The organism is Chryseobacterium sp. G0162, assembly GCF_003815715.1.
Taxonomy (GTDB): domain Bacteria; phylum Bacteroidota; class Bacteroidia; order Flavobacteriales; family Weeksellaceae; genus Chryseobacterium.
Window position 1 is genome coordinate 3,607,122 of the sequence record NZ_CP033922.1, and the last position, 17,299, is coordinate 3,624,420.

At 34.8% G+C, this 17,299-nt stretch carries 16 protein-coding genes; 10 read left to right on the plus strand and 6 right to left on the minus strand.

The genetic code is table 11. The features are described from left to right. Positions 1–13 precede the first annotated feature (13 nt). Both EG344_RS16335 and EG344_RS16340 read left to right on the plus strand, forming a co-directional pair. Positions 14–766 carry a hypothetical protein gene (locus EG344_RS16335; RefSeq protein WP_123910424.1) on the plus strand — a complete coding sequence of 251 codons (753 nt, stop codon included), beginning with the start codon at positions 14–16 and terminating at the stop codon, positions 764–766. A 1,064-nt stretch (positions 767–1,830) separates the two neighbouring features. Beyond that, positions 1,831–2,202, plus strand: coding sequence for a septal ring lytic transglycosylase RlpA family protein (locus EG344_RS16340; RefSeq protein WP_103293848.1), 372 nt, complete (start codon positions 1,831–1,833; stop codon positions 2,200–2,202). Positions 2,203–2,278: 76 nt separating this feature from the next. Here EG344_RS16340 and EG344_RS16345 read toward each other — a convergent pair whose 3' ends face one another. The 4 genes from EG344_RS16345 to EG344_RS16360 form a co-directional block, all read right to left on the minus strand. Continuing rightward, positions 2,279–3,043, minus strand: coding sequence for an exodeoxyribonuclease III (locus tag EG344_RS16345; RefSeq protein ID WP_123910426.1), 765 nt, complete (start codon positions 3,041–3,043; stop codon positions 2,279–2,281). Further along, entirely contained in the window at positions 3,043–3,333 is a 291-nt protein-coding gene (locus EG344_RS16350) for a YciI family protein (protein WP_123910428.1), read from the minus strand. Before EG344_RS16350 ends, EG344_RS16345 begins: the two co-directional genes overlap by 1 nt. A 112-nt stretch (positions 3,334–3,445) precedes the next feature. Next, entirely contained in the window at positions 3,446–4,990 is a 1,545-nt protein-coding gene (locus EG344_RS16355) for a bifunctional response regulator/alkaline phosphatase family protein (RefSeq protein WP_123910430.1), read from the minus strand. Positions 4,991–5,122: 132 nt separating this feature from the next. Continuing rightward, positions 5,123–6,763 (minus strand): S41 family peptidase, encoded by a 1,641-nt coding sequence (locus tag EG344_RS16360; RefSeq protein ID WP_123910432.1) that lies wholly within the window; start codon positions 6,761–6,763, stop codon positions 5,123–5,125. Between the two features lie 285 nt (positions 6,764–7,048). On the opposite strand from EG344_RS16360, the gene EG344_RS16365 reads away from it, so the two are divergent. The 8 genes from EG344_RS16365 (at position 7,049) to EG344_RS16400 (ending at position 14,791) form a co-directional block, all read left to right on the plus strand. Next, entirely contained in the window at positions 7,049–8,275 is a 1,227-nt protein-coding gene (locus EG344_RS16365; protein ID WP_123911838.1) for an HD domain-containing protein, read from the plus strand. Between the two features lie 71 nt (positions 8,276–8,346). Continuing rightward, the gene (gene lpxD, locus EG344_RS16370; RefSeq protein WP_123910434.1) at positions 8,347–9,378 is read left to right on the plus strand and encodes a UDP-3-O-(3-hydroxymyristoyl)glucosamine N-acyltransferase; all 1,032 of its coding nucleotides are present in this window, start codon (positions 8,347–8,349) and stop codon (positions 9,376–9,378) included. Next, positions 9,371–10,768, plus strand: a complete 1,398-nt coding sequence (locus EG344_RS16375) for a bifunctional UDP-3-O-[3-hydroxymyristoyl] N-acetylglucosamine deacetylase/3-hydroxyacyl-ACP dehydratase (protein ID WP_045500260.1) — start codon at positions 9,371–9,373, stop codon at positions 10,766–10,768. Before lpxD ends, EG344_RS16375 begins: the two co-directional genes overlap by 8 nt. Then, a complete protein-coding gene (gene lpxA / locus EG344_RS16380; protein WP_068944369.1) occupies positions 10,769–11,563 on the plus strand; it encodes an acyl-ACP--UDP-N-acetylglucosamine O-acyltransferase in 795 nt (264 codons plus the stop codon). A 39-nt stretch (positions 11,564–11,602) separates the two neighbouring features. Beyond that, positions 11,603–12,169, plus strand: coding sequence for an elongation factor P (efp, locus tag EG344_RS16385; protein WP_123910436.1), 567 nt, complete (start codon positions 11,603–11,605; stop codon positions 12,167–12,169). A gap of 67 nt (positions 12,170–12,236) precedes the next feature. Beyond that, on the plus strand, positions 12,237–13,139 hold the full coding sequence (locus EG344_RS16390) for an LpxD N-terminal domain-containing protein (RefSeq protein ID WP_123910438.1): 903 nt from the start codon (positions 12,237–12,239) through the stop codon (positions 13,137–13,139). Between the two features lie 90 nt (positions 13,140–13,229). After that, positions 13,230–14,102, plus strand: a complete 873-nt coding sequence (sucD, locus tag EG344_RS16395) for a succinate--CoA ligase subunit alpha (protein WP_123910440.1) — start codon at positions 13,230–13,232, stop codon at positions 14,100–14,102. A 17-nt stretch (positions 14,103–14,119) separates the two neighbouring features. Then, positions 14,120–14,791 carry a porin family protein gene (locus tag EG344_RS16400; protein ID WP_123910442.1) on the plus strand — a complete coding sequence of 224 codons (672 nt, stop codon included), beginning with the start codon at positions 14,120–14,122 and terminating at the stop codon, positions 14,789–14,791. Positions 14,792–15,011: 220 nt separating this feature from the next. Here the strand turns inward: EG344_RS16400 and EG344_RS16405 are convergent, their stop codons facing one another. Continuing rightward, entirely contained in the window at positions 15,012–16,322 is a 1,311-nt protein-coding gene (locus EG344_RS16405; RefSeq protein WP_123910444.1) for an ABC transporter permease, read from the minus strand. Positions 16,323–16,326: 4 nt separating this feature from the next. Next, positions 16,327–17,238: an ABC transporter ATP-binding protein gene (locus EG344_RS16410; protein ID WP_123910446.1), complete on the minus strand. Its 912-nt coding sequence runs from the start codon at positions 17,236–17,238 to the stop codon at positions 16,327–16,329. Positions 17,239–17,299: the final 61 nt, after the last annotated feature.

Consider the following 17,299-nt stretch of genomic DNA (forward strand, 5'->3'; position numbering starts at 1 on the left):
AAAATCCAATATAATGAAAAAAATAGTATTATTTAGCATATTTTGTTTCCTTTCATCTAATTTATCCCATGCTCAGATTGCAACTAACCAGCAACCTGTTTCTACAGTTACAGATGAGAATGTATTCTTGGACGCAAGTTCAAATTTCGATCCAAGTGCCAATTCATCTAATACAAATGGTAAAGGGTTAGTATATCCAAGAACTAATCTTACTACATGGGTATTTAAAACAGACAATGTGGATGGAATCAATTTTCCTACAGGTTTTGATGGAATGATTGTTTACAATACAGGAACAGGGAACACGTTAACAGGGACTAATAATCCAACTGTTGCTTCTGCTGTAACTCCAGGTTTTTATTATTTCTCTAACCCAATAGTAGCAGGTACTGCTACAGGGAGTGCTGCTGTTTCAACAGGAAGATGGTTGCCAATAGGATCAAGCCCAAGAGTGAATATCGCTACTGCTGAAACAACTACAAATACAGCAATCAACGGAAATCAGATATATGCTAAGAGAGGAACCTTCACCACGAGTGGAACTTCTACAGCTCCTACAGCCTATTCAAACCAGGCTGCAATTGCAAGCCCAGGAAGCCTTTATAGAATAACAATTTATCAGTCAGGAACAAATAATGTATACTCAAACAGTGTATATTCATATGCCGCTGATGGTTCTTTTGTAACAGGGTCACCAAGTATGTCTGTAGTTTATCCTGCAGGAACATATAACTATACTGTAGAGTATACAAAAACAAACAATTAATTTTTGATTAATTATAACTTATAGAAGCCGATGATTTAATTTTCATCGGCTTTTTTATTTAATCCGCCCAAATGTTATCAGAATATTTTATGACCGTGTTGAATTGAAAGAGCATAAAAGTATTTTATTGCAAATTAAAACCAGCAGCTAGTTCGTTGGTTTTTATCCTGTAATAATGTTTTATTTAGAATACCTCTCATGTTAATTAGATAAGAATCAGAACAAGATATCATTTAAAATAAATCCTGGTTAAAATTAAAAGAACAAGAAAAATTGAATCTAATTTGATTTTTTGGTATTTAAGTATGTTATGAATTAATTACTGATATATAGGATACTTAGATCGTTTACGTTTCAAGAGATAAGTTTCGTAATGGAGAAGATTTGATAATGGCCTTTTAAAACCAATTAAAAATAAATTGGAAAGAAGTACTGTATTAAATATAATTTGTTGCTTTTTAGGGATAAGATTTTCATATGAAATAGATGAAGCATATGTATATACATATAAGAGACTCGTTTACTTTTCTTATAAAAAATTTTTTCATCTGATTCTTAACCCTTATTTTTGAAAGAGAATTACCAAGAGAAGTTGATCTTTTAAATAAATAATGAATAAAAATAGGATATGATTTGAGGTAACAATTAATTAACCTTAAATTTTGAACCTAATATTGCTGTTAAAATAATTCCTTAGAATTAAAATTTGTCACGTTAGAGCTATTCTATCAGCTATTTTATGCTGTAGAGACTCTTAACATTTTTAGTCTTTCAAAAATTAGTTTTATACATTTAATTTATATTTTACTTTTTTGTAAGTTATTGGTTATTAATTATTTGTGTTTTGGTTTTATTTGAATTATGCATAAATTAGTTAATTAAATTAACATTTCGCTCATTTTTTTAACACTTTTTAACACTGGTCTTTAAAATCCCTATTCATAGGAGCTTGCAGGGTTGGTTAACATTTAATTTAGATTTTGTTAACAGTTTTTAACAATTGAAATAGGGAGTTAATGAGATTCCTGATACTTTTGCCCTGTCAAAACCAATAAAAGTTCAAAATGATGAAAAGATTCATTCTCGTAATCATAATGATGATTTCAACCTTAGGTGTTTACTCATTTACAAGTAATGCCTTAGATGCGAAAAAAACAAGTTATGCATCGTACTACCACGATAAATTTAACGGTAGAAAAACTGCTAGCGGAGAAATCTTTGATAACTCAAAGTTTACTGCAGCAAACAGAACGCTTCCATTTGGAACAAATGTTAAGGTAACAAACCTTAAAAATGGGAAAGAGGTAATAGTAAGGATTAATGATAGAGGACCTTTCCATTCATCAAGATCTTTAGACATGTCTAAAGCTGCGTTCGATGAGATCGGAGATATCAATCATGGTACCATTCCGGTCGAATATGAAATTGTCGATTAATTTTATGATTTAAATTAAAAAAAGCCAGCTGATTTCAGCTGGCTTTTGTGTTGATAGATATGGATATGGAGGTATATTATACATCCAGTTCCAATAAGGCGGGACAATGATCTGAATGTACTGCCTCTTTTAGAATAGCAGCCCGGGTAAGTTTATCTTTTAAACTGTAAGACGTGAAATTATAATCCAGTCTCCAGCCTTTATTTCTTTCCCTTGAATTTTGTCTGTAGCTCCACCATGTATAATTATCAGGCTCATTGTTGAAAAACCTGAAACTGTCAATCAATTCACATTCATTGATGAAATCGGTCATCCATTCTCTTTCCATAGGAAGAAATCCAGAAACGTTTTTTAAGCCAACAGGATTGTGAATGTCAATCGCCTCGTGACAGATATTAAAATCCCCTGATATAATAAGATTGGGAATCTCCTTTTTTAGGTTTTTGATATAAGTGAGAAAATCATGGCAGAACTGCATCTTGAAATCAAGTCTTTCAATATTCGATGCAGAAGGTACGTATACTGAAATGGCAGAGAATCCATCAAAATCAGCACGGATGACTCTTCCTTCATTATCGTAACTTTCAATACCGCAACCATATTCCACATGATTAGGTTTTACTTTGGAGGCAATTCCTACACCACTGTAGCCTTTTCTTACTGCTGAATGCCAATAGCTGTGGTATCCTAATTTCTCAAGACTTTCGATGTCTATCTGGTCGTTTCCGGCTTTGCTTTCCTGAATACAGATTATATCCGGATCTGCAGCTGTAAGCCAACCCAAGAAATCTTTGGTAAACGCGGCTCTGATTCCATTGACATTGTATGTAATTAATTTCATTAGTTTTCTATAAATATTTTAAAATTTTCGTTGTATTTCGAGGGAATAAATTCGGTAATGTCATAATCCGCTATTTGATGGATATTGAAAGGATCATCTTTGATGATCTGCTCAACCTCATTTTTAGAAGCAGCTCTGCATATAATAATTCCCCCGGTTCTTGGCTCTTTTCTTCCCGAAGCAATAAAAAACCCTAAGTCATAATGTTTTTGAAGAAAGGAATTATGTTCCGGAATATAGCGCTCCACATTTTCAATAGGTACTTTATACGTAAGTGAAATAATGAACATTTTTTATTTTTTTACGAAGATAGGAACTCTTACAGACTATAAAAAAAGAAGCGGGAAAAATCAATTGATTTTTCCCGCTTTAAACCCAAAATTAAATAAACTATGAAAAAAACTACTTGGGTTCTAAAATGCTGATAGGAATGATACATTCTTCCAATGAGATTCCACCATGTTGGTAGGTTTCTTTATAGTAATTTACAAAATGATTGTAGTTCTTAGGATAAGCAAGGAATATATTGTTTTTAGCAAAAATATACTTCGAGCTCAGGTTTCCTTTGGGAAGGAAAAGTTTTTCCGGATTGGTAATCGCCCAAACATCACTATCATCATACGTTAAGCTTTTACCTGTTTTATATCGGATATTAGTAGAGGTTTCTCTGTCGCCCACTACTTTGCTTGGCTTTTTAACATAAACCGTTCCGTGGTCAGTGGTAATCACTAATTTATAACCGTTTTCAGCTGCTGTTTTAATAATCTTCAATAAAGAAGAATTTTCAAACCAATTAAGCGTTAGAGAACGGAAAGTCTTATCATCACGGATAAGCTGGTCTACAATATGATTATCGGTCTTAGCGTGAGAAAGAATATCAATAAAGTTGTAAACAATCACCAAAAGATCATTGTTCTTATGCTGATTGAAATCATCATAGATCTTTCTTTCAAAATCAGCGTTCAATACTTTCAGGTACTTCATAGATTTCGAACCAAGACCAATTCTCTTCATCTGATCTTCCAGGAAGTCACGTTCAAACTCATTTTTGTTTCCTTCTTCATTGTCATTAAACCATTTATCAGGGAAACGTTTTTCAATTTCCGATGGCATCAGACCTGCAAAGAAGGAGTTTCTTGCATACTGTGTAGCAGTTGGAAGGATACTGTAATAATAATCCTCCGAAATTTTATTGTAATATTTTGTAAATAATGGCTCAACCACTTTCCATTGATCGTAACGAAGGTTATCAACCATTAATAAAAGAACTTTTTCTTTTTCAACCTCAGGCTTTACTTTTTCCTTAAAAAGGGTATGGCTCATCAGAGGTTTATCAGAATCAGTAAGCCAGTCTGCATAATTTTTTTCAATAAACTTGGCAAACTGAATATTAGCTTCCTCCTTTTGAGACTGTAGAAGATCCGCAAATTCATTATCTGCCACTTTATCGAACTTGATTTCCCAGCTTAGTATCTTTTTATAATATTCAGCCCAGTCCTGGTAGGTTCTTAAATAAGAAAGTTCCATAGAAAGGTTTCTGAATTCTTGTTGGTATTGTAAAATAGTTTTTTGTTCTACAAGATTTTCCTGCTGAAGGTTCTTTTTTAACGAAAGTAAGATCTGGTTAGGATTGACTGGTTTTAGGATGTAATCTGCAATTTGGGAACCGATAGCCTCTTCCATGATGTGTTCCTCTTCACTTTTGGTTACCATTACTATTTTTAAGGAGTTGTCTTTTTCCTTAATCATAGGAATTGCTTCCAGCCCGGAAATACCAGGCATATTTTCATCAATAAGCGTTAGGGCAAATTTCTCTGAATCCATAAGTTCCAAAGCCTCATTTACATTGTTAACAGGGGTTACCTGATAACCTTTCTTTTCTAAAAATACGATATGAGGTTTAAGTAAATCTATTTCATCATCGATCCATAATATCTTTTCTGACATAATTTATTTTTTACATGGTTATTGTATCAAAATGTTGACCAAATCCTTTTAAAATCTCACAAAATAGGAAGTTTAAAAGTTAAATATTAGTTAAATGGAAATGGCCTATCACACTTCCTGTTTCTGTATGAGTTAATTCTTATTTTTTATATATAGCAAAGCTCTTTCCAAAACTTCATCTTTGCCGTTTTTGAGCCCTTCTGCAGTTGGTTTTACCAGGATATCCGGAATAATTCCAATCCTTTGGGTTTCTCTGCCATCCGGATAGTAGGCTCCAAGGCCGGTAAAGCAAGTATCCAGGTCTGCAATTTTAAACTTGATAATATCTCCATTAGCACCGGAAGTATTGCTGCCGATCACTTTAGACTTTGGATGCTGCTTGAACATCATTGTGGTAGTCTCCGCCTGACTTTGGGTATTTTCGTCTACCAAAACGATTACATTTCCTTTATAATAATCGGGATTCTTGCGGCCAATATTGTTCTTTCTGCTATAAAATTTACCAGGATAATTTGTTTCCGGGAAGTTGAACTGATAATAAGTGGTGGATTGGGGGAGTAGCAGTTCACTTAGAGGGATGATGGTAAGCTTGGGATAATTTCTAAGATCAAAAATGATTGATTCCGCAGATTTTAGGTTTCTGTACATTTCACTCACATCATCTTTAGCAAGGATTCCCATATGGACGTAGCCTGTTTTTTTTTCCTCATCCAGGAACTCCCATTTTTGAGGAGCCGGAACTTTCTTGATAATAATATCTTTAATAAAATAAGTTTTAGCAATTACCTCCATATTCTGTCCGTTTCTTTCTAGTTTAACGGAAAGCGAATCGCTACTACTGAAAAGAAGTTTACTTTTTACCTTATTTACTTTTCCCCAGGAGTTGGAGGCAGGAATGTATTTTCCGAGGCTGTTGACCATTTGAGGAATTGTTTTTCCATTTACATCATAAATAACATCACCAATATTGAATGGCGTTTTTTCATGAAATCGATTGTCGTTAATCTTTGTAATAACTAATTTTCCTTCTGCATAGGAATATTCTACCGGAAGTTTTCTGTTTCCATATTGATGAAGACTAATTAATGGTGAAAAAAGAAAGGCATGGGAGTCATCAGTCTTTGTCACCAGTTCAGCCAAAGTCAATTGATAATCCTGGTCATTATTAATCGTAAGAAATTTTGGAATCATTTCGGTAAGAACATCATTCCAGTTTTGATCCGTTTCATATTTATAAGGAAAAAAATACTCCACGTAATTCCAATATCTGAACAGCTCTAATAAACTGATCTGTTTGGAAGTGAATTTTGATCCATAAGAATTTTCATTTCTGAAAAATATTTTTCTCCCTCCTTTTCCTATATAATGATTGTTACCGATGTTACGGTTGTTTTCAATATAATGAAGTTTCTGAGACGTGGCTTGAGTGAATATATCTGAATTCTTGATCCAGCTCAGATCAAAGTTTTTCAGGAAATATGTTTTATCAGTTTCTTGTAGACATTCTGTACACTCATTGATCTTTCCAAGACTTTCAATCCAACGGGAATATAAATCGTTCAACGCTGCTTTGTCATTGATTCTTTCAAGTTCATTAATTTTTTTGAAAAGTTGCAGATCCCAATTCAGATTTCCTTTTGCTACTTGAGGGTGATAATATTTTAGAAATCCCCAAACTCTGCAAAGGGATTCCAGTTTTTGATTTTCAGATAAAACCTGTGCGGAAAAATGAAGACTTAAAAATAAAAAAATGAAAAGAAAACGTTTTCTCATCAAAAGAATTGAGTTTTCTCAAAGATAAGTGATTAAGGCAAGAACCGCAAAGGTTTTTTGATGAATATGGGAAAAGGTAAGCAAGCCGTGAACCGGAAGAGGGAAGTTAATAGAGGTTCGTTATGATAACAAGTCTGTACCTATCATTTATTCTCAAAATGAATTGGCATTCACTGCTTGTTGTGAACAATAACTTCCCTCTTCCTGTTTCCAGCCTTTTAATACTAATTTAATCATCCTTCAAATTAAAAATCCCTAACTTTGTTTATTCATACAGACGTTCCAATGCAGAATAAGCTAAAAATTATCAACGATCCTGTTCATGGATTTATCAAGATTCCTCACGAAATTTTATTTGATATTATTGAACATCCCTATTTTCAAAGATTGAGAAGGATTGGGCAAACCGGTCTTTTAAATCTGATTTTTCCAGGTGCTACACATACAAGGTTTCATCATGCATTGGGTGCGATGCATTTGATGTTTACTGCTTTGGAAACCTTAAAGCAGAAAGGGGTTAAGATTTCTGAAGAAGAGGAAAAAGGAGCGATGTTGGCTATTTTAATGCATGATATCGGACACGGACCGTTTTCCCATGCTTTGGAGAGTATGCTGATGGATGACTGGCATCATGAAAAACTTTCTTTATTGCTAATGAATAAACTGAACGAAGAATTTAATGGTCAGCTATCCATGGCTATTGAAATGTTTCAGGGACAATATCATAGAAAGTTTTTTAACCAGCTGATTTCATCTCAATTGGACGTGGACAGATTAGATTATCTGAAAAGAGATAGCTTTTTTACAGGCGTATCTGAAGGGAATATTAATACCCAGAGAATTATTTCCATGATGAATGTGTGTGAAGAAGGAGAACTGGTTATTGATGCAAAAGGAATTTATTCTATAGAAAACTTTTTAACGGCCAGAATGTTTATGTACTGGCAGGTATATTATCATAAAACCTCAGCCTTAGCTGAATTCCTGTTGGTAAAGATTCTTGAAAGAGCAAAATATCTGATTTCTCAGGGGATTGAACTTCCAGCAACAGAAAATCTGAAATATTTTTTATACCGTGGAAAGAGTGCAGCAACAGATGAAGATATAGAAAGATTTACAAGATTAGATGATAATGATGTGATTCAGGCTATGAAAGAATGGCAGAATTCTGATGATTTTGTTTTATCCTATTGGTGTAAAAGTGTTATTCAGAGAAACCTTCCGAAGACTATTATTTCATCACACCCTTTTAATGAGAAGATTATTGAAGAAAAAACAAAAATCACCAATGATTTTTTTGGAATTGATAACGGGAAAGAATTGGTTTATGAGATCAAAAGGAAACTTTTACCTTACGATACTGAAAAGCAGCCGATTTATTTATTGCAGAAAAATGGTAAAAGAATGAAACTACACGAATCAGAAGATCAGCTTTTATCAGGGTTGATGGTAAATAAAACAACACGCTATATCCTTATGTTTCCAAGAGATATCTCTCGCTTGGATTCTTAAATAATATTAAAATTGAATATCTGAAATCAAAAAATGTTTGCAAATTATAGAATTTCTTATCTTTGCAGAATATGGAATTCACAGCTTCGCAAATTGCAAGTTTTATTGACGGAAAAATAATAGGTGATGAGAACGCACTTATTACAGGGGTTTCTCCAATTGAAAATGGAGAATCAGGACATCTTTCTTTTATAGCACAAGATCGATTTTCTCATTTTTTAGATACCTCAAAATGCTCCGTAATCATCGTTTCGGAAAAACTTCTGAACGAAAATAGTTATAACCCAACCTTAATTGTAGTAAAAGATGCCTATCTATCTTTTCAGATTCTGATGAATTTATATCAGGAGATGAGAGGAAGAAAAGAAGGTATTGAAGATGGTTCATCCATCCATGATTCAGCTGTGATAGGTGATCAAGTGTATATAGGAGCGTTTACATATGTTTCTGAGAAAGCTAAGATCGGGGATAGATCACAAATTTATCCACATGTATATATTGGTAAAGGAGTAAAAATTGGTAAAAACTGTAAAATAGACAGTGGTGCCAGAATTTACGATTACTGTATTATTGGGGACAATTGTGTTATTCATTCCAATACAGTAGTAGGAGGAGATGGTTTTGGGTTTCAGCCCACTGCTGAAGGCTTCAAAAAAATTCCACAGCTAGGAAACGTAATCATAGAAGATGATGTAGAAATTGGTTCAAACTGTAGTATTGACAGAGCAACAATAGGTTCTACCATCATTGGAAAAGGGACAAAAATTGATAATCTGATCCAGATTGCCCATAATGTGAAAATAGGACAGAATAATGTCATTGCAGCACAAGCTGGAATTGCAGGTTCTACTACCATCGGAGACTGGAATCAAATTGGAGGTCAGGTAGGAGTTGTCGGACATATCAAAATCGGAAACCAAGTGAAAATTCAGGCCCAAAGTGGTGTGAATTCAAGTGTTAACGATAGAGAAACTTTATATGGTTCACCGGCAATCAGCTATAATGACTATTTAAGAAGCTATGTTCATTTCAGAAATTTCCCTGAAATAGTTAACAGAATAAATAATCTTGAGAATAACTCAAAAGATAATACTAATGAGTGATATGCAAAAAACGCTTCAGGAAGAAGTAACCCTTTCTGGAATAGGCCTTCATACTGGTAAAGAAGTAAAACTTACCATCAAACCCGCAAAAGAAAACACGGGATTTGTATTTGTAAGAACCGATTTAGAGGGACACCCTCAGGTTGAAGCTGATGTTAATTATGTAGTAGCAACAGAAAGAGGTACAACATTAGAAAAGCTTGGCGTAAAAATTACTACCTGTGAGCACCTTTTGGCAGCTTTAGTAGGTTGTGATATAGACAATGCAGTGTTGGAAATGGACGCATCTGAGCCTCCTATTTTAGATGGATCATCAAAGTATTTTGTAGAAGCTATCGAAAGTGTAGGAGTTGTAGATCAGAATGTGGCCAGAGAATATTTGGTTGTAAAAGAAGTGCTTACTTACAGTGATCCGGCTACAGGTTCGGAAATCACAATTATTCCTTCAGATACTTACGAAGTAACTACCATGGTAGATTTTGGGACTAAAGTGTTAGGAACTCAAAATGCTACCCTTAAAAATATTTCCGAGTTTAAAGACGAAATCTCTTCTGCAAGAACATTCAGTTTCTTACATGAATTGGAAATGCTTTTAGACCACGGATTGATCAAAGGAGGAGATATCTCCAATGCGATCGTTTATGTAGATAAGGATTTAACTCCGGAAACTACAGAAAAATTGAAAAAAGCCTTTGGTAAAGATAATGTATCCATCAGACCCAACGGTATTCTTGATAATCTTAACCTAAACTATCCTAACGAAGCGGCAAGACACAAATTACTGGATGTAATTGGTGATTTAGCTTTGGCAGGGGTAAAAATTAAAGGGAAGGTTATTGCTAACAAACCTGGACATTTTGTAAATACTCAATTTGCAAAAAAATTAAACCGTCAGTGGAAATTGCAGAAAAAGAAAAACGTTCCGGATTTTGACTTAACAAAAGAACCGGTATTCGATATCAACGGAATCATGAAGCTAATGCCTCACAGACCTCCGTTCTTATTAATTGATAAAGTTCTAGAACTTTCAGACTCTCATGTAGTAGGATTGAAAAATGTAACAATGAATGAACCTTTCTTCGTTGGTCATTTCCCTAAAGAGCCAGTAATGCCTGGAGTTCTTCAGGTTGAAGCTTTAGCTCAGACAGGTGGTATTCTAGTTTTAGCAAGTGTTCCTGATCCAGAAAACTATTCTACCTATTTTATCAAGATTGATAAAGTGAAATTCAAGAGAAAAGTAATTCCGGGAGATACACTTATATTTAAAATTGAATTAATAGAACCTATCAGAAGAGGTATTGTGCACATGCAGGGGTACGGATATGTAGGAGATACAGTGGCAGTAGAAGCAGAGCTTATGGCTCAAGTTGCAAAAAATAAAGTTGATTAAATGATTCATCAGTTAGCAGCCGTAGATAAACGTGCGAAAATCAGCAAAAATGTAATTGTAGAACCATTTACTACAATTGCAGGGGACGTAGAAATTGGAGAAGGAACATGGATTGGTCCAAATGTTACCATCATGGATGGAGCAAGAATAGGGAAGGATTGTAAAATTTTTCCCGGGACTGTAATTTCTGCTATTCCTCAGGACTTAAAGTTCGATGGTGAAGATACACGAACCATTATTGGAGATAATACTACTTTAAGGGAATGTGTAACAATAAATAGAGGAACAAAAGCTTTAGGGTACACCAAAGTAGGAAGCAACTGCCTTATTATGGCTACTTCCCACGTTGCGCATGACTGTATCATAGGAGATAATGTAATTATTGCCAATGGTTGCGGTATTGCAGGACATGTTGAGATCGGAGACTTTACTGTAATGGGAGGATTATCTGCTGTTCAGCAGTTTGGTAAGATCGGAAAACATACGATGATTTCCGGAGGGTCTTTGATCAGAAAAGACGTTCCACCTTATGTAAAAGTAGCAAGAGATCCTATTTCATATGCTGGTATTAACTCGGTAGGGCTTAGAAGAAGAGGTTTTTCCAATGAGAAGATTTTTGAAATTCAAAAGATTTACAGAGCTATTTTCCAAATGAAGATGAACGTTTCCCAAGCATTAGCTTATATTGAAAAAGAAATGCTTCCAACGGCAGAAAGAGATGAGATTCTTCAATTTATCCAGAACTCACCAAGAGGTATTGTGAAAGGATACGGTACAGGAAAAGACAGCAACTAAAAGTGCTAAAAATTAAGTAAAAAAAGATAATATATATTAATGGCAACAAGTAACGATATCAGAAAAGGTCTTTGCATCGAATTCAGCAATGATATTTTTAAAGTAATTGAGTTCCTTCACGTAAAACCAGGAAAAGGTCCTGCATTTGTAAGAACAAAATTAAAATCTGTGACAAATGGAAAAGTATTAGATAATACATTCTCTGCAGGTCACAAAATTGAAGAAGTAAAAGTAATCACAAGAAAGTTCCAGTATCTTTATGATGATGAGAACGGATTCCACTTCATGAATAACGATGATTTTTCTCAGTTATATTTAAATAAAGATATGATTGAAAACTCAAACTTGATGAAAGCAGGTGAAGAAGTAACAATCATTTTGAAAGAAGCTGATGAAACTCCACTTTCTGCTGAACTTCCACAATCAGTATATCTGGATGTCATTGAAGCTGATCCGGGTGTAAAAGGAAACACTGCAACCAATGCTCTTAAAAACGCAATCGTTGAAACAGGGGCAAGAGTAATGGTGCCGTTGTTCATTGAACCGGGAGACAAAATTAAAGTGAGCACTGAAGACGGCAGCTACTTAGAAAGAGTAAAAGAATAAATAAAATTTACATAAATTCGGTTTGCATTAGCACTCCGAATTTTGTTTTATAAGAAAATCTATTGTTATGAGATTCCATTCTCCACAAAAGCTTAAAACGATTGCAGATTTAATAGGTTCAAAATTTATTGGCCCTGAAGACTTTGAAGTATTGGGAACCAATGAAATTCACATGGTAAAACCTGGTGATATCGTTTTTGTGAATCATCCTAAATATTACGACAAGGCACTAAATTCTGCAGCAACTATCATTTTAATTGATAAAGAAGTAGATTGTCCCGAAGGTAAAGCGCTTCTTGTTTCTGAGGATCCTTTCAGAGACTTTAATAAGATCAATACCCACTTTACAAGAATTTACAACTTTACAGAACAACTTCATGATGTGGAAATTGGGGAAGGGACAAAAATTCACTCCTCTGCAGTCATTGGAAACAATGTGAAGATTGGAAAAAATACCTTAATTTTCCCAAATGTTGTGATCGGTGACAGAACTGTTATCGGAGATAATGTAATCATTCAGTCTAATACAGTATTAGGAGGTGATGCCTTCTATTACAGAAAATTAAATGGGAATTTTGACCGCTTAATTTCTGTAGGAAATGTAGTGATTGAAAATAATGTGGAAATAGGTAATGGATGTACCATTGATAGAGGGGTTACAGATTCTACTATCATTGGTGAAGGTTCAGTGTTGGATAATCAGATTCAGATAGGACATGATACTGTAATCGGGAAAAAATGTCTGATAGCCTCTCAGGTTGGAATTGCCGGCTGTTGTATCATTGGAGATGAAGTAACTTTATGGGGACAAGTGGGAATTGCTTCCGGGAATAAAATCGAGAGCGGATCTGTGCTTTTAGGGAAAACCGGAGTGAACAGAGACCTTGAAAAAGGAACCTATATCGGCATGTTTGCAGAAGATTTCAAAACTTATCTGAAAAAAGAAGTAAAGCTGAGAAATCTCAAATAAACAATTCCAAAGGTTTTGTCCAAAATCAAAGAAATTTGAGTAAATTTGTGAGCATTAATAAAATAATAAATAAATTAAAACAACAATAAAATGTCAATTTTAGTAAACAAAGATTCTAAAGTAATTGTACAAGGATTTACAGGGAACGAAGGAACTTTCCACGCTGGTCAGATGATTGAATACGGAACAAATGTAGTAGGTGGTGTTACTCCAGGAAAAGGAGGAAGCGAGCACTTAGGAAAACCGGTATTCAACACAGTAGCTGACGCTGTTGAAAAAGCAGGAGCAAACGTAAGTATTATTTTCGTACCACCGGCATTCGCAGCAGACGCTATCATGGAAGCTGCTGAAGCAGGGATCAAAGTAATTGTATGTATTACTGAAGGTATTCCTGTAGCTGATATGGTAAAAGTAAAATCTTACATCGCTGACAGAGACTGCAGATTAATCGGACCAAACTGCCCTGGAATCATTACTTCTGAAGAAGCTAAAATTGGTATTATGCCAGGTTTCGTTTTCAAAAAAGGGAAAGTAGGTATCGTTTCAAAATCAGGAACCCTTACTTACGAAGCTGCTGATCAGGTAGTAAGAGCAGGTTACGGTATTTCTACAGCAATCGGTATTGGTGGTGACCCAATTATCGGAACAACTACAAAAGAAGCTCTTGAATTATTCATCAACGACCCTGAAACTGAAGCTGTTGTAATGATTGGTGAAATCGGTGGAGGACTTGAAGCAGAAGCTGCTAGATGGTATAAAGCTAGTGGATCTACTAAGCCAGTTGTAGGATTTATCGCTGGACAAACAGCTCCAAAAGGAAGAACAATGGGACACGCTGGTGCTATCGTAGGAGGTGCAGAAGATACAGCTCAGGCAAAGATGGAAATCATGAGAGAGAATGGTATCAACGTTGTTGATTCTCCTGCAGATATCGGTGCTACTGTAGCGAAAATTCTAGGATAATATAAAAACCAAACAATATGAAAAAACTTTTATTAGCCTCAGCTTTAACCCTTTCCACTTTATCCTTTGCACAAGTGCAATGGAAAAATACAAGATTCGGGGTTACAGCGGGATTAAACTATTCAAGAGTTTCAAATGCCCATAATCCTTCAGGCCCAAGATACGCCTTTCAAGGTGGAGCTTTGGCTTTAATTCCCGTAGGAAAAACAAACCAGTTTTATATCCAACCTGAAGTTCTATACTACGGGGCAGGAGAAACTGGGAAAGATAGTGACGCTAAGAATGCGAGTGGTTATAACGCAGTATATGCTAATAACTATTTGAGTGTACCTCTTTATTTCAAAGGGTACTTTTCAGAATCAGAATCTGAGTTCTTTGGATTATTAGGACCTAGATTTAACTTTTTGCTCAATCAAAATGTTAAAGATGCTCCTGCAACCAGACCTTATTATTATCCGGATGGAAGTGATCCTTCACAACCTCCTGGTGTAAATGGAAAAGCAAATAGCTTTAACTGGGGGATAGGATTCGGTGTAGGATATAGCTATAAGAGACAACTTGAAGTAGCTGTAAAATATGACTTAGGCCTTTCAGATACTTACCCGAATCTTGGAAAAGAAAAAGGTGGTTCTGACAAGAAAAAATCTGAACAGGTGATCGCTCTTACCTTAAACTACATATTCAAATAAACTATTTATTCAGAATATATAAAAATCCCGGAAATAACTTTCCGGGATTTTTTATGCCATATACTAGTAAACTGACCAGTCAGATAGTAGATGAAACCATTGTATTCTATGATGTGAAAGTTTTAGCTAAAACCAGGATTATTTATTTTAGAAATAAAAAAGAGCAAATTCGCTTGTTACAAATTGGCCCTTTAAATTTTCAAAGTTTTTATCCTGGGAATTAACCTTTAATCCATTTCCAAAGCTCTTTTAAAGTAGCCTTATTTCCATACATCAGAATTCCTACACGATAGATTTTTCCAGCAAGGAATATCATAAAGACGGTGGTAGCCAATAATAGCACAATAGATAAGGCAATTTGCCATGCCGGAACTCCGAACGGTATTCTGGCAATCATCGCCACCGGTGAAGTAAATGGAATAATAGATAACCAGAAGCCCATTGGACCGTCAGGATTGTTCATTAATGAAAAACTTCCATACATTCCCAGAGTTAACGGTAAAATTGCAAATAAAGTGAATTGTTGTGTTTCTGTTTCATTATCTACCGCAGAACCAATGGCTGCATAAATGGAACTGTAAAATATATATCCTAAAAGGAAGAAAACAATAAATACAAAAATAATCAATGGGAAGTTAAGCTCCAGTAAGCTGTGGGAAATTTGGGTAGCAAGCTGTGTCATATCCAGTTTACTTGCCATTTGTTCATTGGCACCGGGAACGTTTTGTTGAAGTGGAGAGAATCCCGTATTTAAAACCAAAGCTCCGATCACAGACATGGTAATCCAGATCAAAAACTGGGTAAGAGCAACCAATGTTACTCCAAGGATTTTACCCATCATTAGTTCAAAAGGTTTTACAGAAGAAATAATGATCTCTACAACACGGTTGTTCTTTTCTTCCAGTACACTTCGCATTACTCTTACTCCGTAGATAATAATGAACATAAAGGTAACATACATCAGAACCATACTAAGTCCGGATTTAACACCAAAAGTAAGGTCAGAATCTTCCTTGTTGTTATCTGCAACATTAATCGTTTTCAGGCTAAAACTCTTATCAAGATCATTCAGCTGAGTTTCCTGGATTCCTAATTGCTTGATTTTTTCTTTTTTAACAACATTACTTATATCAGAAACAATTTTCTGTTTGGTGTCAAAGCCCATTTTACTGTTGATAACCAATCTTGCTCCTGATTCAAGCTCTTCATAATTTTGCCCTTTTAATTCAGGTAAAATTAAGATCCCGTCTAGAGATTCATTTCCTTTTAAATTATTGATCTTGGATTTTTCATCTGCTGCAGAAACAAATACATAGTTCAGTTTATCGTTAGATTTCAACTGATTCGTGAATAAACCACTTTTGTCAACAACCTCAATAATACTGTGCGATTCATTGGCCTTAAACATTAATCCGATTACTGCACCAAAGGCAATAATCATAACAGGTGCCAATAAAGTCAATATGATAAAGGATTTTTTCTTAACCTGCGTAAGAAACTCCCTCTTTGTAATTAAAAAAATATTTTTCATAAAATTAAGAATGGTTACTTACAGCGTTAATAAACACTTCATTCATACTAGGAATTCTTTCGTCAAATGATCTTACTTTTCCTACCTGCACAAGGTCAAGAAGGATATTATTTTGATCCGATTCATTTTTCAGATCAAAAGAAACGAGACTGTTTTCATTGGAAAAGTTGAAAAGTTCATATTTGTTCCTGAAGGTCTCTAATTGTTCACTATTCACTTCAGAAAGGGTAATTCCAAAAATATTTTTCTTGAATTTCTCTCTAACGTCAAAAACCCTTCCATCAATGATTTTCTTGGAGTTGTTAATCAGTGCCACATAATCACACATTTCCTCCACACTTTCCATTCTGTGGGTAGAAAGAATGATGGTCGTTCCGTTATTTTTCAAATCAATGATCTGATCTTTGATGAGATTGGCATTTACAGGATCGAAACCTGAGAAAGGTTCATCAAGGATTAAAAGATGAGGCCGGTGAAGTACGGTTACCACAAATTGAATCTTTTGTGCCATTCCTTTAGACAGTTCGGAAAGTTTTTTCTTCCACCATTGGTCGATGTTCAGTTTTTCAAACCATTTTTTCGCTTCATTCAGAGCATCATTCTTGCTCATTCCCTTTAGTTCTCCAAAGTACAGGATTTGATCACCTACACTCATATTTTTGTATAGACCTCTTTCTTCAGGCATATAACCGATATCTTTAATGTGGTTTGGATTCAGTTTTTCTCCATTGATTAAGATCTCTCCGGAGTCTGCCTGGGTAATCTGGTTAATGATACGAATGAATGAAGTTTTTCCGGCTCCGTTGGGTCCTAAAAGCCCGTAAATACTTCCTTTAGGAACATGGATGCTGAAATCATCCAATGCGACCTTTTTTCCGGTATTATAGGTCTTTTTAATATGTTCAGCTCTTAGCATTAAGTTGTTTTTTTACAATTAGTAGAAAAAAGTCCTTAAAGTTACGTAAATATTAAAAGAG